At 60.6% G+C, this 17,691-nt stretch carries 16 protein-coding genes; 7 read left to right on the top strand and 9 right to left on the bottom strand.

The window, feature by feature from the left end; all coding sequences use genetic code 11:
• Positions 1-167: 167 nt before the first annotated feature.
• Positions 168-2,018: a sigma-54-dependent Fis family transcriptional regulator gene (locus LCU97_RS00385; RefSeq protein ID WP_232775284.1), complete on the bottom strand. Its 1,851-nt coding sequence runs from the start codon at positions 2,016-2,018 to the stop codon at positions 168-170.
• A gap of 361 nt (positions 2,019-2,379) precedes the next feature.
• Here LCU97_RS00385 and LCU97_RS00380 point away from each other — a divergent pair, with 361 nt between their 5' ends.
• Genes LCU97_RS00380 through LCU97_RS00355 form a run of 6 tightly spaced genes read left to right on the top strand, consistent with a single transcriptional unit; the run spans position 2,380 to position 8,314 of the window.
• Positions 2,380-3,474 carry an ABC transporter ATP-binding protein gene (locus tag LCU97_RS00380; protein ID WP_053158462.1) on the top strand — a complete coding sequence of 365 codons (1,095 nt, stop codon included), beginning with the start codon at positions 2,380-2,382 and terminating at the stop codon, positions 3,472-3,474.
• A complete protein-coding gene (locus LCU97_RS00375) occupies positions 3,474-4,583 on the top strand; it encodes an ABC transporter ATP-binding protein (protein ID WP_232775283.1) in 1,110 nt (369 codons plus the stop codon). Before LCU97_RS00380 ends, LCU97_RS00375 begins: the two co-directional genes overlap by 1 nt.
• Positions 4,580-5,446 (top strand): carbohydrate ABC transporter permease, encoded by an 867-nt coding sequence (locus LCU97_RS00370; protein WP_053158456.1) that lies wholly within the window; start codon positions 4,580-4,582, stop codon positions 5,444-5,446. The genes LCU97_RS00375 and LCU97_RS00370 overlap by 4 nt, the downstream gene beginning before the upstream one ends.
• 10 nt (positions 5,447-5,456) lie before the next feature.
• A complete protein-coding gene (locus LCU97_RS00365) occupies positions 5,457-6,257 on the top strand; it encodes a carbohydrate ABC transporter permease (protein WP_053158453.1) in 801 nt (266 codons plus the stop codon).
• 10 nt (positions 6,258-6,267) lie between these two features.
• Positions 6,268-6,540, top strand: a complete 273-nt coding sequence (locus LCU97_RS00360; RefSeq protein WP_053158450.1) for a DUF2160 domain-containing protein — start codon at positions 6,268-6,270, stop codon at positions 6,538-6,540.
• Positions 6,541-6,571: 31 nt separating this feature from the next.
• Positions 6,572-8,314 (top strand): ABC transporter substrate-binding protein, encoded by a 1,743-nt coding sequence (locus LCU97_RS00355; protein WP_053158447.1) that lies wholly within the window; start codon positions 6,572-6,574, stop codon positions 8,312-8,314.
• A 225-nt stretch (positions 8,315-8,539) separates the two neighbouring features.
• On the opposite strand, the gene LCU97_RS00350 is transcribed toward LCU97_RS00355, so the two are convergent.
• Positions 8,540-9,481: an alpha/beta hydrolase gene (locus LCU97_RS00350; protein WP_232775282.1), complete on the bottom strand. Its 942-nt coding sequence runs from the start codon at positions 9,479-9,481 to the stop codon at positions 8,540-8,542.
• On the opposite strand from LCU97_RS00350, the gene LCU97_RS26660 reads away from it, so the two are divergent.
• Positions 9,426-9,860, top strand: a complete 435-nt coding sequence (locus tag LCU97_RS26660; RefSeq protein ID WP_332875332.1) for a hypothetical protein — start codon at positions 9,426-9,428, stop codon at positions 9,858-9,860. The two genes, LCU97_RS00350 and LCU97_RS26660, sit on opposite strands and share 56 nt — an antisense overlap.
• A 19-nt stretch (positions 9,861-9,879) precedes the next feature.
• On the opposite strand, the gene LCU97_RS00340 is transcribed toward LCU97_RS26660, so the two are convergent.
• From LCU97_RS00340 to LCU97_RS00310, 7 genes are all read right to left on the bottom strand, one after another.
• The gene (locus LCU97_RS00340) at positions 9,880-10,671 is read right to left on the bottom strand and encodes a ChbG/HpnK family deacetylase (RefSeq protein WP_232775281.1); all 792 of its coding nucleotides are present in this window, start codon (positions 10,669-10,671) and stop codon (positions 9,880-9,882) included.
• Positions 10,643-11,821, bottom strand: coding sequence for a GNAT family N-acetyltransferase (locus LCU97_RS00335; RefSeq protein WP_053158437.1), 1,179 nt, complete (start codon positions 11,819-11,821; stop codon positions 10,643-10,645). The genes LCU97_RS00340 and LCU97_RS00335 overlap by 29 nt, the downstream gene beginning before the upstream one ends.
• A gap of 5 nt (positions 11,822-11,826) precedes the next feature.
• Complete coding sequence (locus LCU97_RS00330) at positions 11,827-12,516, bottom strand: N-acetyltransferase (RefSeq protein WP_232775280.1); 690 nt, start codon at positions 12,514-12,516, stop codon at positions 11,827-11,829.
• Between the two features lie 77 nt (positions 12,517-12,593).
• Positions 12,594-13,283 carry a GNAT family N-acetyltransferase gene (locus LCU97_RS00325; protein ID WP_053158421.1) on the bottom strand — a complete coding sequence of 230 codons (690 nt, stop codon included), beginning with the start codon at positions 13,281-13,283 and terminating at the stop codon, positions 12,594-12,596.
• Complete coding sequence (locus LCU97_RS00320; RefSeq protein WP_232775279.1) at positions 13,280-15,241, bottom strand: hypothetical protein; 1,962 nt, start codon at positions 15,239-15,241, stop codon at positions 13,280-13,282. The genes LCU97_RS00325 and LCU97_RS00320 overlap by 4 nt, the downstream gene beginning before the upstream one ends.
• Before the next feature lie 143 nt (positions 15,242-15,384).
• Positions 15,385-16,689: an oligosaccharide flippase family protein gene (locus tag LCU97_RS00315; RefSeq protein WP_053158418.1), complete on the bottom strand. Its 1,305-nt coding sequence runs from the start codon at positions 16,687-16,689 to the stop codon at positions 15,385-15,387.
• On the bottom strand, positions 16,686-17,690 hold the full coding sequence (locus LCU97_RS00310) for a polysaccharide deacetylase family protein (RefSeq protein ID WP_232775278.1): 1,005 nt from the start codon (positions 17,688-17,690) through the stop codon (positions 16,686-16,688). Before LCU97_RS00310 ends, LCU97_RS00315 begins: the two co-directional genes overlap by 4 nt.
• Position 17,691: the final 1 nt, after the last annotated feature.

Below are 17,691 nucleotides of genomic sequence, written 5' to 3'. Positions count from 1 at the left end.
CTGGCGAGTGCTGGCCGATGCAGGGTTTTTGTCACCGTGTCGTGACAAACTCAGCCATTTGAAGAACGGTGTGGATTTGACAGCGTATTAATCTTCAAAACAAGCAAAGATGTTCTAAAGGTATGCATTCGTACAAAGCCTGAGCCTCCGCGCAGGCTGCTGGCTTATCAGTTTTCCAATTGCCTCAGACGCTTGTATAACGTGTTGCGGCTGACCCCCAGCCGTCGCGCCAGATGGGAGATATTGCCGCCCACTGCTTGCAGCTGTCTGTTCAAATCCTCCGCATCGTTCAAGTCCACCATCAGCGGCTCCGGTGCTTCCACCGGTTCCATTTCCAGGTCCACGAAGAAGTCATCCGGCAGGTGTTCCGGGCGGATGGGCTGTTCCTCGGCCATGGCAAGCGCCACTTGCAGCACGCTGCTGACCTGCCGCAGGTTGCCCGGCCAGGGATGGCGCTCGAACAGTTCCAGGACTTCGCGGCTCAAGCCGGCCCATTGGGTGGGCTCGCGGTGGTGTTCCCAGATCCGTTTGAACAGCGTTTGTTTGTCGCTGCGTTCGCGCAGGGGGGGCAGTTCCAGGGTCAGGCCGCCGATGCGGTAGTAGAGGTCTTCGCGGAAGCGCCCCAGTTGCACCTGTTCGCGCAGCGAGCGGTTGGTGGCGGAGATGATGCGGATGTCCACCGGGAACAGCTCGGCGCTGCCCACCGGTTGAACGCAACGCTCTTGCAGTACCCGTAGCAGGCGGGCCTGGGTTGGCAGTGGCATGTCGCCGATTTCGTCGAGGAACAGCGTGCCGCGGTCGGCTTTGCGGATCAGGCCGATGCTGCCTTTCTGGTTGGCCCCGGTAAAGGCGCCTTTTTCGTAACCGAACAATTCCGACTCCACCAGCTCGGCGGGGATCGCCGCGCAGTTCACGGCAATGAACGGTTGTTTGCAGCGGGAACTGGCCTGGTGCAAGGCTTTGACGAACACCTCCTTGCCGACGCCGGTCTCGCCGTGGATCAGCAGCGGGATGTCTTTCTCCAGCAAACGCTCGGCCTGGCGTACCGCTTTTTCCACGCGGCTGTCGCCGAAGTGCAGGGTATCGAGGCTAATGGCGCTACTGGCGGGGGGCGGCGCTGGCGCGGGTGTCGGCTCGGCAAACACGCGAGGCTTGATCGACACCTGGCTGGGGCGCTTGAGCATGCACTGGAAGCGGTTGCGTCCTGCTGCTTGCAACGAGAACGGCAAGCCATCGGGTTGGTTCAAAAGGTCCAGTAACGAAACCTTGAACAGGCTTTCGATGCTGACCCGCGACAGGCTCAGGCCCAACAGATTGTCGGCCCGGCGATTGGCGGACAATACCTGGCCGGTTTCATCGAAGATCAACAGTCCGGCCCACTGGCTGTCGAGGTTGTTCAATCCGGTATTGAAGGTCAGCTGGAAGTGTTCACCGCGAAACAGGTTGAGGATCAACCGGTTCTCCACGGTCTGGCTCATCATCTTGACCATGCCCAGCGTGTGGGAGGGTGGCAGGTAGCTGTCACTGGAGACATCCAGTACGGCGATGACCTTGCGCTCGGCGTCGAAGATCGGGGCGGCGGAGCCGGTCATGAAGCGGTTGGCCTTGAGAAAATGTTCATCGTGCTCGATGTGTACTGCCTGTTCACAGGCCAACGCCGTGCCGATGGCGTTGGTGCCGGTGCAGCGTTCCATCCAGCTCGCCCCGGCGCTGAAGCCGTGGGCCAGTTTCGGCTCGATGAAGCGCTGGGTCCCCCACGAGGTGAGCACCTGGCCCTGGTTGTCGGCCAGCATGATCAGGCAATTGGAATTGCTCAGGATGTTCTCGTAATACGGCAGGACTTCCTGGTGGGTGGTCTGCACCAGTGAATGCTGGCTCTCCAGTAACTGGGCGACGCCTTCGGCGGGCAGCGGTTCGAAGGAGGGCACGCTCTGATGGTCAAGGCCAAAGGCGCGGCAACGGGACCAGGAGGCCTGGATGATGGCGTCATGGGACAAGGCTGGGGCAGGTGCGGCCATGGGCACTCTCGCAGGAGCTGTTTTTATTGTTGGGCTGAGTCTCGCACATCCTCCTTGTGCTGGGGCAGGTCTGGATGACACTTAATACACATCCATTTGTGGTAGCGAGCAAGCCCGCTACCACAGGAGATCCGCGTCCGGCCCGGTTATAGCATTCCTTCAGTGTTGTTCAGATTTGTTCATTGTCAACGCTCGGACTGTTCAGTTGTTCAACCTGAATTGTTCACTTTCGTTCATCAACGAACACTTTTTTCTGAAAAATTTCAAGCAAACATAGTCAGATCAAGGACTTGCGATTTCTGGCACGGCTTTCGCTTTTAAACTCCAGTCGCTTGACTCCAAAAATAAAAAAGGCCGAGCCATGTCATTAACGCTTGAGCACATCTGTCGCACCGTCGAGGGCCAGACCTGGATCGACGATGCCAACCTGAATTTCGAACCCGGATCCTTCAACGTTCTGTTGGGCCGTACGCTGTCCGGCAAGACCAGCCTCATGCGCTTGATGGCTGGCCTGGACAAGCCCGACAGCGGTCGCATCCTGATGAACGGCGTCGACGTGACCAACCGCCCGGTGCGCTTGCGCAATGTGTCGATGGTTTATCAGCAGTTCATCAACTACCCGACCATGACCGTTTTCGAAAACATCGCTTCGCCCCTGCGCCAGGCCGGTGTGTCCGATGAAGTGATCCAGGCGAAGGTGCTGGAAACCGCCAGGATGCTGCGCATCGAGAAGTTTCTCAAGCGCCATCCGCTGGAGTTGTCCGGCGGCCAGCAGCAGCGCACCGCCATGGCCCGCGCGTTGGTCAAGGACGCCGAACTGATCCTGTTCGACGAGCCCCTGGTGAACCTGGACTACAAGCTGCGCGAAGAGCTTCGCCAGGAGATGCGCGAACTGTTCCAGGCCCGCCACACCATCGCCGTCTACGCCACCACCGAGCCCAACGAAGCGTTGGCCCTGGGGGGCACGACCACGATTCTCCACGAAGGGCGGGTGATCCAGAGCGGCAAGTCGTCCTCGGTCTATCACCAACCACAAAGCGTACTGGCCGCCGAGCTGTTCTCCGAACCGCCGATCAACCTCATGCCGGGTCGCATTGCCGGCAATGAAGTGAGCTTCGCCAATTTTGTGCACTTCCCGCTGAACGTCGACCTGCGTCCGGTGGGCGAGGGCGAGTTCCGCTTCGGCGTGCGCCCTAGCCACATTTCCCTGGTGCCGAGCAACGACGACGACCTGGAACTGGCGGTGACCGTCGAGGTGGCCGAGATCAGTGGCTCGGAAACCTTCCTGCATGTGCGCAACGAGCACTTCCTGTTAGTGCTGCACCTGCCCGGCGTGCACGAGTACGACGTGGACGCGCCGATCCGCATCTACATCCCGACCCACAAACTGTTTGTCTTCGACGCCCAGGGCAAGTTAGTCCAGGCTCCGGGCCAGCGTATTGCGAGGGTTGCCTGATGGCTGAAATACATTTGCAGAACCTCGCCCACAGCTACACCAGCACCCCGGCGGGCCCCGAGGACTACGCGATCCGCGAGATGAACCACATCTGGGAGCAGGGCGGCGCCTATGCGTTGCTGGGGCCATCGGGTTGCGGTAAATCCACCTTGCTCAACATCATTTCCGGACTGCTCAGCCCCTCCGAGGGCCAGGTGAAATTCGATGGCAAAGTCGTCAACGACCTGAGCCCTGAGCGTCGCAACATCGCCCAGGTCTTCCAGTTCCCGGTGGTGTACGACACCATGACGGTGTTCGACAACCTGGCGTTCCCGCTGCGCAACCAAGGCATGGCCGAGCCGAAAGTCCACACCAAGGTGCAGGAAATCGCCGAAGTCCTCGACCTGCAGAATCTGCTGAACAAGAAGGCCCGCAACCTCACCGCCGACGAGAAACAGAAGGTTTCCATGGGCCGCGGACTGGTGCGCGACGACGTATCGGCGATCCTGTTCGATGAACCATTGACGGTGATCGACCCGCACCTGAAATGGAAGCTGCGGCGCAAGCTCAAGCAGATCCATGAGCAGTTCAACATCACCATGGTCTACGTCACCCACGATCAGTTGGAGGCGTCCACCTTCGCCGACAAGATCGCGGTGATGTACGGCGGCCAGATCGTGCAGTTCGGCACGCCTCGGGAGTTGTTCGAGCGTCCCGGCCATACCTTTGTCGGCTATTTCATAGGCAGTCCGGGGATGAACCTGATCGACGTCACGGCGCAGCCCGGTGGCGTCGGGTTCGCGTCGACCCACTTGCCGCTCTCCGACACCCTGCAGCAACGTGTCGCCGAGGCGCAAGGCAAATTCCTGAAAGTCGGCATCCGCCCGGAATTCGTCCATGTCTGGGACGGACCCTACGACGACGCCATGCGCGCCGAGGTGGTCCATGTCGAAGACCTCGGCACCTACAAGATCCTGACCCTCAACCTCGATGGCGCGCCGCTGAAAGTGCGCCTGGCCGAAGACAAACCGGTGCCGGAAGGCACGGCGTACATCAGTTTCCCGGCGCAATGGCTGATGGTCTATGCCGATGAATACCTGCTGGAACCGATGAGCGAGGTGCAGCCATGAACAAGGTGCAGAACAACAAGGCCTGGTGGCTGGTGTTGCCGGTGTTCCTGCTGGTGGCGTTCAGTGCCGTGATCCCGATGATGACCGTGGTCAACTATTCGGTGCAGGACATCTTCGACCAGTCCAGTCGCTACTTCGTCGGCGCCGACTGGTACAAGCAGGTGCTGATGGATCCTCGGCTGCACGACTCGCTGCTGCGCCAGTTCATCTATTCGGCGTGCGTGTTGTTGATCGAAATTCCCCTGGGCATCGCCATCGCATTGACGATGCCGACCAAGGGCAAATGGTCTTCGCTGGTGTTGATCATCCTGGCGATTCCGTTGCTGATCCCGTGGAACGTGGTCGGCACCATCTGGCAGATCTTCGGCCGGGCCGACATCGGTCTGCTGGGCTCCGCTCTCAATAACCTGGGCATCAACTACAACTACGCGGCCAACACCATGGACGCCTGGGTCACGGTGCTGGTGATGGACGTGTGGCACTGGACCTCGTTGGTGGCGCTGCTGTGCTATTCGGGGTTGCGGGCGATTCCGGACGTGTATTACCAGGCCGCACGGATCGACCGGGCGTCCAACTGGGCGGTCTTCCGGCACATCCAGTTGCCGAAGATGAAGAGCGTGCTGCTGATCGCGGTGATGCTGCGCTTCATGGACAGCTTCATGATCTACACCGAGCCCTTCGTGCTGACTGGCGGCGGGCCGGGCAACGCCACCACGTTCCTCAGCCAGACCTTGACGCAAATGGCCATCGGCCAATTCGACCTGGGCCCGGCGGCGGCGTTTTCCCTGGTCTACTTCCTGATCATTCTGTTGGTGTCGTGGCTGTTCTATACCGCCATGACTCACTCCGACGCCAACCGTTGAGGCCCGCTCCATGAACAAGAGAAAGCTGATTGCACTGCTGATCTACATCCTGTTCCTGCTGGTGCCCATTTACTGGCTGCTGAACATGTCGTTCAAGAGCAACACCGAGATCCTCGGCAGCCTGACCCTCTGGCCGCAGGACTTCACGTTCCATAACTACAAGGTGATCTTCACCGACCCGAGCTGGTACACCGGTTATCTGAACTCGCTCTACTACGTGAGCCTGAACACGGTGATCTCCCTGAGCGTGGCGTTGCCGGCCGCCTATGCGTTCTCGCGCTACCGGTTTCTGGGGGACAAGCACCTGTTTTTCTGGCTGCTCACCAACCGCATGGCGCCACCGGCGGTGTTCCTGTTGCCGTTCTTCCAGCTGTATTCGTCCATCGGCCTGTTCGACACCCACATTGCGGTGGCCCTGGCCCATTGCCTGTTCAACGTGCCGCTGGCGGTATGGATCCTCGAAGGCTTCATGTCCGGGGTGCCGAAAGAAATTGACGAGACGGCCTACATTGACGGCTACAGTTTCCCCAAGTTCTTCGCCAAGATCTTCATTCCGTTGATCGGCTCCGGCATCGGCGTCACGGCGTTCTTCTGCTTCATGTTTTCCTGGGTCGAACTGTTGCTGGCCCGTACGCTGACTTCGGTGAATGCCAAGCCCATCGCGGCGGTGATGACCCGCACGGTGTCGGCCTCCGGTATTGACTGGGGCGTGCTGGCGGCGGCGGGGGTGTTGACCATCCTGCCGGGCATGTTGGTGATCTGGTTCGTTCGCAACCACGTGGCCAAGGGCTTTGCCCTGGGCCGGGTCTGAGGAGTCGATGATGGAATGGATGAACTGGACCGTCCCCACGGCGGCCTTCTTTGGTGTCATTGCCTTGCTGCTGGCAGGCATGACCACGTGGGAAATGCGTTCGCCGAGTGTACCCCGGCGTGGTTTCCTGCCGATTGCCACCACCCGTGGCGATCGGTTGTTTATCGGTCTTCTCGGTAGCGCCTACCTGCACCTGATGGTGATCGGCGCGACCGACTGGAGCATCTGGATAGCGTTCGCGTTGTCTTTGGTGTGGCTGTTGGCAGTGATGCGGTGGGGCTGAAGTGGCTCTTAAACCCAAACAGGAGGTCTCTATGTTCGATAAAAACAATAAGCTGCGACATAGCGTTTCATTGGCAGCCATGCTGGCACTCAGCGGGCTGAGTGCTGCGGCCTGGGCCGACGCCTATGAAGACGCCGCAAAAAAATGGATCGGCAGCGAATTCAAGCCGTCAACCCTGACAGCCGAGCAACAACTTGAAGAGCTCAAGTGGTTCATCAAGGCGTCCGAGCCGTTTCGTGGCATGAAGATCAACGTGGTGTCGGAAACCATCGCCACCCACGAGTATGAATCCAAGGTACTGGCCAAGGCCTTCAGCGAGATCACCGGGATCCAGCTGACCCACGACCTGCTGCAGGAAGGCGACGTGGTGGAGAAGCTGCAGACCCAGATGCAGTCGGACAAGAACATCTACGATGGCTGGGTCAACGACTCGGACCTGATCGGTACGCACTTTCGCTACGGCAAGACCGAAGCGATCACCGACATGATGGCCAACGAAGGCAAGAACTTCACCTCGCCGACCCTGGACCTGAAGGATTTCATCGGGACCTCGTTCACCACCGCGCCGGACGGCAAGCTTTATCAACTGCCCGACCAGCAATTCGCCAACCTGTACTGGTTCCGCGCCGACTGGTTCGAGCGGCCGGACCTGAAAGCCAAGTTCAAGGAAATATACGGCTACGAGCTGGGCGTACCGGTGAACTGGTCAGCTTATGAAGACATTGCCAAGTTCTTCTCCGAAGACGTCAAGGAAATCGACGGCAAGCGTGTCTACGGCCACATGGACTACGGCAAGAAAGACCCGTCCCTGGGCTGGCGCTTCACCGATGCCTGGTTCTCCATGGCCGGTGGCGGCGACAAGGGCTTGCCCAACGGCTTGCCGGTGGACGAGTGGGGCATCCGCGTCGAAAACTGCCATCCGGTCGGCTCCAGCGTGACCCGCGGCGGCGATACCAACGGCCCGGCGGCCGTGTTCGCGACGACCAAGTACGTGGACTGGATGAAGAAATACGCACCACCGGAAGCGGCGGGCATGACCTTCTCCGAATCCGGCCCGGTGCCGTCCCAAGGCAACATCGCCCAGCAGATTTTCTGGTACACCGCTTTTACCGCCGACATGACCAAGCCGGGCCTGCCGGTGATGAATGCCGATGGCACGCCGAAATGGCGCATGGCACCTTCGCCGCGCGGTCCGTACTGGGAAGAGGGCATGAAGCTGGGGTATCAGGACGTGGGTTCCTGGACCTTCATGAAGTCCACGCCTGAGAAGCAGCGCCTCGCTGCCTGGCTGTATGCGCAGTTCGTAACTTCGAAAACCGTGTCGCTGAAGAAAACCATCGTCGGTCTGACGCCGATTCGTGAGTCGGACATCAACTCCCAGGCGATGACCGACCTGGCGCCGAAGCTGGGTGGCCTTGTGGAGTTCTACCGCAGCCCGGCCCGTGTGCAGTGGACCCCGACCGGGACCAACGTGCCGGATTATCCGCGTCTGGCGCAACTGTGGTGGAGCCACATCGCCGAAGCGGCCAGTGGCGAGAAGACTCCGCAGCAGGCACTCGACGGTCTGGCCAAGGATCAGGACGCGATCATGACCCGTCTGGAACGCTCCAAGGCCCAAGCTACCTGCGCCCCGAAAATGAACCCCGAGCGCGACGCGCAATACTGGTTCGACCAGCCGGGCGCACCGAAGCCGAAACTGGCGAACGAGAAGCCAAAAGGCGAAACGGTGAGCTACAGCGAACTGCTGAAGTCCTGGGAGGCGGCCCGCAAGTAAACCTCTGGCAGCGAAACACGAACGGCATCGAAAGGTGCCGTTTTTTTTCATCCAGCGAGACGTGCAGCTGGCGAGAACCCTGTGGGAGCGAGCCTGCTCGCGATGACGGCGGCACATTCAACATCCATGCAATCTGACCCACCGCCATCGCGAGCAGGCTCGCTCCCACAGTTGATTTGGGGGGGATTTGAGACTCGCGACTGGCGCGGGCACTGTGGGAGCGAACTAGCCAGCCTTGGCTGAGGTCGCTCGGGGTTGTACCGCCACGGGCGCCGGTTTGGCAATCATCAGTGCATCAAGTGCCTGGCGATAGCTTCGGCCCGCCAGGCTCATGCTGTTGTTATGAGTGGCCCCCGGCACCATCAGCAGGCGCTTGGGCTCTCGGGCTGCGTTGAACAGTTGTTCGCTGAAGCGCGGTGGCACGTAACGGTCGGCCGCGCCGTGGACGACCAGCAACGGCATGTTGATCTCGGGAATCTTGTCGATGGAGTCGAACTTCTGCGACAGCAACCAGCGTACCGGCAAGGAGGTGTCCGCCATGGCGGTTGCCACATCACCCAGCGAGGTGAAGGTGGACTCGATGATCAAGCCCCGGGCCGGCACGACACGGCCTTCCCTGACGGCCTTTTGCCCCAACTCGGCCGCAAGATCCACCGCGATGGCACCACCCAATGAATGCCCGTAGATCAACCGCAGCGCCGGGTCCGGTTGCAACACTTCAAGGCGTTCCCAGGCGATTCTTGCATCTTCGTAGACGCTGGCCTCCGAGGGTAGATCGCCATGACTCTTGCCAAAGCCCCGGTAATCGATGGCCAGCACCGAAAACCCCATCGCGTTCAACTGCTGGATACGAAACAACTGCCCGGTCAGGTTCCAGCGCACCCCGTGCAGATACAGGATCGCTGGGGCGTTTTTGCGCGTGGCCGGCCACCACCACCCATGGATGTTTTCCCCGGCCTTGAAATTCGCGGGCTTGAGATCGAACTCTTGCAGGCCGTTGGGAATGCCACTGAACCAGGTCGCGGTCCCCGGTTCGATGCGAAACACCAGCTCGCGTTCCTTGTGCTGCAGCACACCGCAGCCCACCGGTAGACCGATCAGCATCGCGGCCATGAAAGAAAATGCCAGCCAGCGCCGTTTAAGAACAGAAAGGGAAAATAAAGACATCGACGCGATTCGCTACCGGGAACAGAAGATGCGTTTTAGCAGATTCCTCCACGGGATGGAGGGTCTTTTGGCTCAGAGGTCGAAGCTTTTCAATCCAATCGAACTCCTGCGTCGCACGCCTACTCGAAAACTCAATACCACAGATAGCGAGGGCGATTTCATGACGACTCAACATTCGGATAAAAAGGCGGGGGCCATGCCTGCCAAGGATGCGAGCGGTGAGCCGGTCCCGGTGGTGGAGCGGAATATCCGCCGGCCCGATCCGGACACTGACAAGGTCGACAAGGCTATTACCCCCAAGTCGATCAAGAGTCATGAGCAGGATGCTGAAAAACTGCAAGACAAGGTCACGGACGTAGAGAAAAAGCTCGACCGATAACAAGGGTATGCAGGTGTCACTACGCATCTTCGAGCTGAACCAGTTCGAACGACCGTTCAGTTCTGCCATACCCTACTCTGGGTACCCCCGCCAGGCGCTGATGCAGCACCTGGGTCAACGAGCAGCCAGGAGGCAGGTAGCTATCGCCGAAATCCCCATCCAGTTGCGTCGGATGCGCGATCACTTCCAACAAGCCGTGTTCCGGTGCCGCGGCGTATTGCAAGTCAGCTGGTGTGCACACATAGTCAGCCGTCGCTGCGCATAAACGACGCAGGCGGCGGTTGAGTAAGGTCTTGAAGATGCGCTTGGGTACATTCAGGTTTGCTCCGAGGTTGCGCGCCAGGCGAATGGGCACCTCTTGCCGCACAGCGAAGCGCGCCACCAATTCGCCGATGGGCCAGATGTTGTGTACGTGCTGATGGGAGTCCAGGTGGCTTGGATGCAAGCCGTGATCCAGGCAGCGTTGCCATTGCGCCTGAAGTTCGTCCTCGATTGCGGCAAGGTCTTTCGAGCCCAGGCGCAGGCAGTAGCGGGACAGGCTGAAATCGAACTGGCCGTGCACATTGCAAAATGCCCGCCGCGACTTTATGGCCTCGCTCAACGGCCACCCATGGCTGAGATTGAAGTGCAGGCCGATGCGTCCTTTGAGCCGGGGCTGTCGGGACATGACACAGGCCTGTTTGAAGCCTGGCGTATTGGCCATTACGGTAGCGGAACTGACCAGACCTGCCTGGAAGGCTCGAACGATTATCGCGTTTTCGCTGGCGCACAGTCCGAAGTCGTCAGCGTTGACGATCACTTGGCGGGGCATGGGGAATCTCCTTTTCCTTGGGAATGGAAGGTGAACCTGTCGCTTTGGTTTTTTGGGGTGAGTGTTTACGAAGCCAGGGTTTGAGGCTTTTCCAGAGACGCAAGGCCAGCCCGAGGATCAGGCCATCGGGTTGCCAGGAATAAAAGCTCCAACGCCAATGCTCCAGTTGTCCGGTCATGCGTTCGTGCAGTTGATGGCTGGAATTATCGAGACTGACCCGTGACGCATCGATCCACCGCCAGTTTTCCTCCAGCCCCCAGCGGATCCATTCTTCAAGCAATACCCGGCCACTGCCCAAGTCCGAGTACTGTGGCAGGAACGCCAGGTTGTAATCGTACAGCCGGCCTTGATCCAACAGACCGAGGCGATAGCTGATGCACTCGCCGTTCAGCTCCAGCATCACCACTCGCACCAGGCCCTGGGCGGCAAGGGCGGTGAAAGCATGATTCATCCATTGCCGACCCATGGCGTCAGCGAAGATGCCGACACCTTCCTCGCCTTTCCAACTGGCATCCTCGACACTGGCAATTGCCCGCAACACCTGTCCCATGCTGATGGCATCCGGTGTCACTCGACGGATTTGGGCACCGCAAGCGGCGATCCGCTTGCGCGCCCGGCGCAACTTGTAGCGTGGATCACCGGAGATTTCCTGATGATCACTGTCGCTGATCAGGTGCACCGGAACCCGGCAACTGAGCCGCCGCTCCCCGGTGGAACTCAGCGCCATCCAGGCACTGAGGACGCTTTGTTCGCCGACTGGCTCGATCACTTCATTGAGCTGCAGCAACGCATGAGGTAAGTGCTGACGGATCTGCATCAGCGCCTGGCCCATGCCCTCGGCGTCCAGGCGCACCAGCACCGCAATGCGGTCAGCCAATGGATATCCCAAATGATGCAACACCCGGAACCGCAGCCCGCCGATACGCTCAAGCCCTGATATCAGTGGCAGGCAAAGGCACAAGGTCTGATCCTGCCAGCCCAGCAGCACATGCAGTTGCTGCTCGGGCGATAGGGCGAATTCCGCCGCTTGCAGCCAGGCCAGGGTATTGAACGGTGTCGCGTCGGCCACCTGGGTTCGCAGCTGTTCATAAGCTGTCGCGGGGAAATCCGCTGCGCCCAGGGAGCGACACCATTGGAACCGGATCGTCATGGAAGTCAGGCCGCCGCAGTGGATGCAACCGGCTTGGCCGGTTTACGAAAAGAGTCCAGGATCGAACCGGTGTAGAACGTGTCATGGAAAAACCGCCAGCGGCCGAACAAACAATGCATATGAGTGATCTGGCCGCGCTCTTGATAGTCCATGCGCAGGTGCAGCTTGGCGGCGGGAACGTTGCGCAGTTCGAAAACATCGACCACTTTGTTGCAACCCCGCTCGGCCATGGCTTTCCACAGATCCAGTTGAATATCCACCGATAGCCGGGTCCCCCAGTAAGCGCGGTACAGCTCACCGCCGAACTCGAAGAATTCGCCCGGTTTGACCGGGAACCAGCAGCGAAAGAAATGGCGGTCGAAATAGTCCCGTGTACTGCCCCAGATGAAAGCGACGGTGTCGCCCTTGTCGTCCAGGTACATGAGTCCGGTGTGGCCTTCGGCGGCCAGTTCGCGCATGGTCTCGACACGGTCGCCAAAGTACGTGGCGAAGGCATCGGCATTAACGGTAGTAATGATTTCCCGGCGCAACGGTGCATAGGGCCTGAGGTTGTTGGGCCGTATCGGGCTGACCAGATCGCGTTCCATCCACACCAGTTGTTCGTGGAAGTACACGTAGTGTTTGCATAGTTGTTTCAGAACGGCGCGCAGACCTTTTGTCCGAATGCGATCACGCAGTTTTTGCAGAACGTTCATGGTGCCTCCTGGCGAGGAGCCGGTTTGGGTAAATCCCATCGCGAGCTTGCTCGCGATGGGGGGAAGCGCCATGGGCATCAGGCCGGCGCGGTCGATGCAAGCGGTGGGGCCGGTTTACGAAAGGCGTCCAGTGCCGAGCCGCGGTAGAACGTGTCGCGGAAAAAACGCCAGCGACCGAACAGGCGATACACGTGGGTGATCTTGCCGCGCTCCTGAAAGCCCATGCGCAGGTGCATCTTGATCGCCGGAATGTTTTGCAAGTCGCAGACATCGACCATCGTTTGGCAACCTTTGCCTGCCATGACTTTCCATACCTCCAACTGCATGTCCGCCGACATATTGGAACCCCAGTAGGCGCGGATCATCTCGCCACCGAACTGAAAGTACTCGCCAGGCTTGATCGGAAAGTTGCACCGATAGAAATGGCGGTCGAAATAGTCTTTTGTGCTGGCCCAGGCGAAACCCACGGTGTCGCCCTGAGCATCCAGGTACATCAAGCCGGTGTAGCCTTCGGCCGCCAGCTCGCGCATGGTTTCGACGCGGTCGCCGAAGTGCCGGGCAAAGGCATCGGCATTGCTGACCGTGATGAACTCCAGGCGCATGGGTGGGTAGGGCTTGAGGTTATGCGCAGGAAGCGGGGTCCGCACATCGTGCTCCAGCCACACCAGCCGAGTGTGGAAATACACGTAGTGCTTGATCAGTTTTTTAAAGACTGCGCGCAGGCCCTTTTGCTGAACGTGACGACGACATTTCTGTAGAACGCTCATGGTGCCTCCTGATGGATGGCCGGTGGTGGGGGAGCGGAAGCAGTCCAGCCCAGGGCGAACAGGGTTTCTGCAGGCAGGAGAAACCGGATCTGCTCGGCCTCGCAATTGAACGGGGCGCTGCGGATATGACTGTCGGGGCCGAAATACGCCAGTTCTGCTTTAGCCTGGGAACAGGTAACGCCGTCCAGGCTGACCTGATGAGCGCGTGTGCTTTTGTTCACGCCCAGCAGGCTGCGTTGTTTCCCTGTGGCCATGGCCAGGGCGTCGACTTCGAAGGCGTCGTTATCCAGGCGCAGCACCTGATCGAGCCAGTGCTGCTGAATGAACTGCTGGGCCAGCCCCACTGGCTTGAGTTCGAAGCGCTGGTTGTCCAGCACCCGCACCATGCCTTTGGGGTACTCGGGTTCATCAGCGAGCATGAACCAGTTGAGCATGTCCAGCCAGCCGTCGGCCGAGGCGTTGATGACCACGGATGTCCACCACAGGGCGGCGTAATGGGTTTCCTGGTCATAAGGGCTCAGGCTCGAGCCGCTGGACATGTTGGTCTGGTCCAACAGCAAGGCTTTGCGCGGGCGCCCCTGGCTATCCAATCCCACCAGACGAGCAGCCTGGCGTACGCTGTTGCGATAGGCCCGCGTCGCCAGCAGGTCGCGGATCATCCATTCGTGCCAGGCCAGGGCATCTACCTGGTCGCCGTACTTATCCAGCAAGCGTCGTGCCCAGTCGAGACCACGCTTGTCGGCAGCGTTCTCGGCCAGCGGACCGTTGGTGAAGCGTGAACTGGCCGGTATGGCGATGCGAACACCGGCGCGTGCGTTGGCGGGGTCGGCGCGGACCTGGGCCGCCATGCTCTGGAAAATTTGCTGGAAGCTGGCGAAGTCTGGGTAGTTGAGGTTCGGCTCATCGGCAAAGCTGAGGTAATGGAGGCCTTTGCCGCCCAAAGCGCGGGTTGCGGTGAGCCAGGCTTGCAAGCCGCTCTGACTGGTCCGGTCGGCCTGCAGGTCGGCCCGACGTTGGCTGCCGGCCAGCAAGGTGATGTCCCGGTCGATGCCGAAGCGATCCTGATACAGGCGCCGGAATGCGTCTTCATGACTGGCCTTGGCCGCCATGACATCGACCAGGCTGTAGAAGCTGGCCGCTTGGGGTTTGATCGCATTGAGCAAGGGGTAGCTGGACGGCGGTGGCAACACGTAGGGCAGATACATGCCCAGCTTGGGGGTTGGGCCGAGCGCTTCGTGGTGCAGCATCAGATGGGTTTGCCCAGGACTCTGGCGCAGGGGCTGTAAGTGCGTCGGATTCTGGGCGAACAGGTTGGCGGTGCCATCCAGCCAGAACGCAGCCTTGCCGTTGCCTTGTAAGTGCAGGCGCCAGACCTGTTCGACATCGGCAATCGGCAGTGCCACCTGGTCGAACTGCCAATAGGCGCGGTACGGCTTGAGGTTCAATTGCAGCTGCTTGCCGTCTGCGGCGCGGCGGGCTTGCAGCCCACGAACGCCCCCGTGGAACTTGCCTGCCAGAACTGCCTGCTCGCCGGCTGCGACCTTGAAATACAGCTCGTCGCCATCGTGGGTTTCGGTGCTGAAATGCACCTTGGCCGGGGCGAACAGGGCCTGTGTGCGCCCATCGAGTTCAACGTTATAACGGCGAAAACTGTAGCCAGGGATTTCCAATCGATAACTGGCGGCGCCCGGCCGCAACGGCCACTGTTGCTCGCCACGCTCCTGGGCCGCTTCGATCAGTCGCTCGCCCGCCAGGCGGCCCTGGCCGTCCAGCAGATACAGACGTTCTTCGTTGGCATCGGCCTGCCACGCCGGTACCCAGCGGACGGTCACCTGGGTTGGGCGGTCGGTTTGCAAATAGAGGCTACCGTCGCGGATACCGGTCCACTCCATGGATCCACCCTGGGCCGATAGCGCCATGGCCCAGAGGCCGATCGTCCACCACCGTGTCGACCCCATCGCGAGCGGGCTCGCTCCCACATTGGATCTGTGTGGTTCTCCGGTGCTGTGACCTCCGCCCAGCCCCTGTGGGAGCGGGCAGTCATCGCCCACTGTGGGAGCGAGCCTGCTCGCGATGGCGGACTGGCAGGCGACGAAGAATTTCATGCCGATTTCCCCATCAGCATCTGGCGCATCGGCAGCAAATCGCTGGGCAGGATGAGCAAGGTCTGCCACAACGCTACTCCGCTGAGGCGGCAGTACATCGCCAGCAGGGCCAAGGTCACGCCCAGGTAGGCGATTGACGACGCGGCGGCCGCGCCGACGATGCCATAGTGCGGAATCAGCACCACGTTCAGCGCCAGGTTCAACACCGCGCCCAACCCCATCAGCAGCGAAACCGTACCAGGCCGGTCCTTGCCCAGCAGGTCCAGGCGCAGGATGCTCGCATAGCACAGCCCGAACAGCCCCGGCAGCAATGCCAGCAAGGCTGGATAAGCTGGCTGATAAGCGACGCCGAACAGGGTGACGATCAACCATTGGCCAATCAATGCCATGCCCAGGCAGGCGCCGAGCATGACGGTGGCGGTCAGGCGCAGGGCGAAGGGGGTCAGGCGCTGCATGTCGGTGTCCTGCTGCAGCAGGCGTTTCATCAGTGGCGTGGTCACCGCTTCCGGCACGATCAGCAGCAGTTCGGCGGCAGCGCTGGCCATTGCGTAATGCCCCAGGGCCGTGCTGCCCAGCAGGGCGCCGATGAACAGGAAATCCGAGCGCAACACCACCTGCTGGAACAGCAGGTCCGGGTGGCTGCGGGCGCCGTAGCGCAACAGTTCGTGCTGGCTGGCGCGGTCCCATTGCAACGACACGTCGTGATCCCGTCGCAGCCACACCCAGCCAGCCAGCACTACCAGGCCCAGACCCGTCAGCCAGCTGATCAGGGCTGCTTCCAGGGCAGCGTCCTGCCACATCCAGAACAACACCAAGAACAGCACCAGCGGCGCCAGGGATTCCGTCAGGCGCAGGGCATTGAAGGCACCCACGCCACCGGATGCGTTGTGCAACGTCAGCAAACCGCTTTTCAGAACGGTCAACGGCACGGCCAGCAACAGCAACCATGCCAGCAGCCCCAACTGCGTGGTGATGTCCAGTTCGCCGCCGAATTCGCGCACCAGCGCCACCACCAGCAATGTCAGTAACCCGGCCAGCAGACAACCGAAGACCAGCACCTGACTGAGCAGCAGTCCTATTGAGCGTTGCTGGGCCGCCTGATAGCCCACGGCGGAATTCAAGCCACCGCTGGTGATTGCGCTGATCAGGTCGGGCAGGGTACTGAGCAGGGCGAACAGCCCGCGTTCGCTGGGCCCCAGAATCCGGGCCAACAACACGTTGCGCAGCAGGCGCAGGCCGATCATCGCCAGGCGCGTGCCCATGCTCAGCGCCAGATGCTTGAGGTAATGGCCGCGGCTCATGAGCGAGCCCCTCGACGGATACGCCAGGCCAGCAGTTCGGGATGATGAGCGTTACGCTGACTGACGCCAAAACGCGGCAGATTCAACGGATCGCCATCGTGGCGATACAGCCCGGTCTCGGTGCCCAGGCCGAATGCAAAGCCGTGGGCCGCCACCTGCCGGCGCACTCGCTCATCGTTATCGCCATTGGGATAGCAGTACACCGGCAATGGCTGGGCACACCCGTTTTCCAGGGCTATGCGGCTACGGCACAGTTCTTCGTGCAGGCGCTGGTCGTCCAGTCCGGTGAGGATCGCGTGGCTGGCGCCATGGGGGCCGAAGCGGATCAGGCCGGAGTCTTCGAGCATTCGCACCTGCGTCCAGTCCAGTGCCTGGGGCAGGGCACCCTGCGGGCAGGCCTGGGTAAGGGCGTCCAGCTCTCGTGGGGTGAGGGTCTTCAGGTTTTGCAGGTAATGCATGAGCGACAGGCTGCGGCGTTCGTCATCCAGGTCATCGAGCATCACCGGCAAGGGGCGGCCGACATCCTGCAGGTGTTCAATCAGCACATGCCGCGCCACCTGCCCATGACTGCCCCACAAGGTTTCGCCGATGCTTTCCCACCAGAAATGCTGGCGACTGCCGATGAAATCGGTGGACAGGAAAATACTCGCCGGCACCTGATACTGGCGCAGTAGGGGAAAGGCGTTCATGGCGTTGTCGCGCCAGCCATCGTCGAAGGTCAGGGCGACCCGTGGACGGTCCGGTACGCTGGCGGGATCGGCCAGTAGCAGAGACATCAGCGGCACGCATTCGAAGTATCGTTGCAGCCAGATCAACAGATGTTCGAAGGCTTCCGGTCCCACGCACAGTTCGTTGCGATGGGGCAGTTCGGCGGCGCGATCATTGCTTAGCACGCGGTGCAGCATCAGGATCACGCCGGCGCCCCGCAGCGGGCCGCGTCCCAGGGACGTGTTCAGGTACAGCCAGCCGCCGGTGCGCTTGAAGACTTGTTTGATCGACATC

The sequence above is a fragment of the Pseudomonas uvaldensis genome (assembly GCF_021271205.1).
Classification (GTDB): domain Bacteria; phylum Pseudomonadota; class Gammaproteobacteria; order Pseudomonadales; family Pseudomonadaceae; genus Aquipseudomonas; species Aquipseudomonas uvaldensis.
This window is presented reverse-complemented; position numbering and strand designations above follow the sequence as displayed.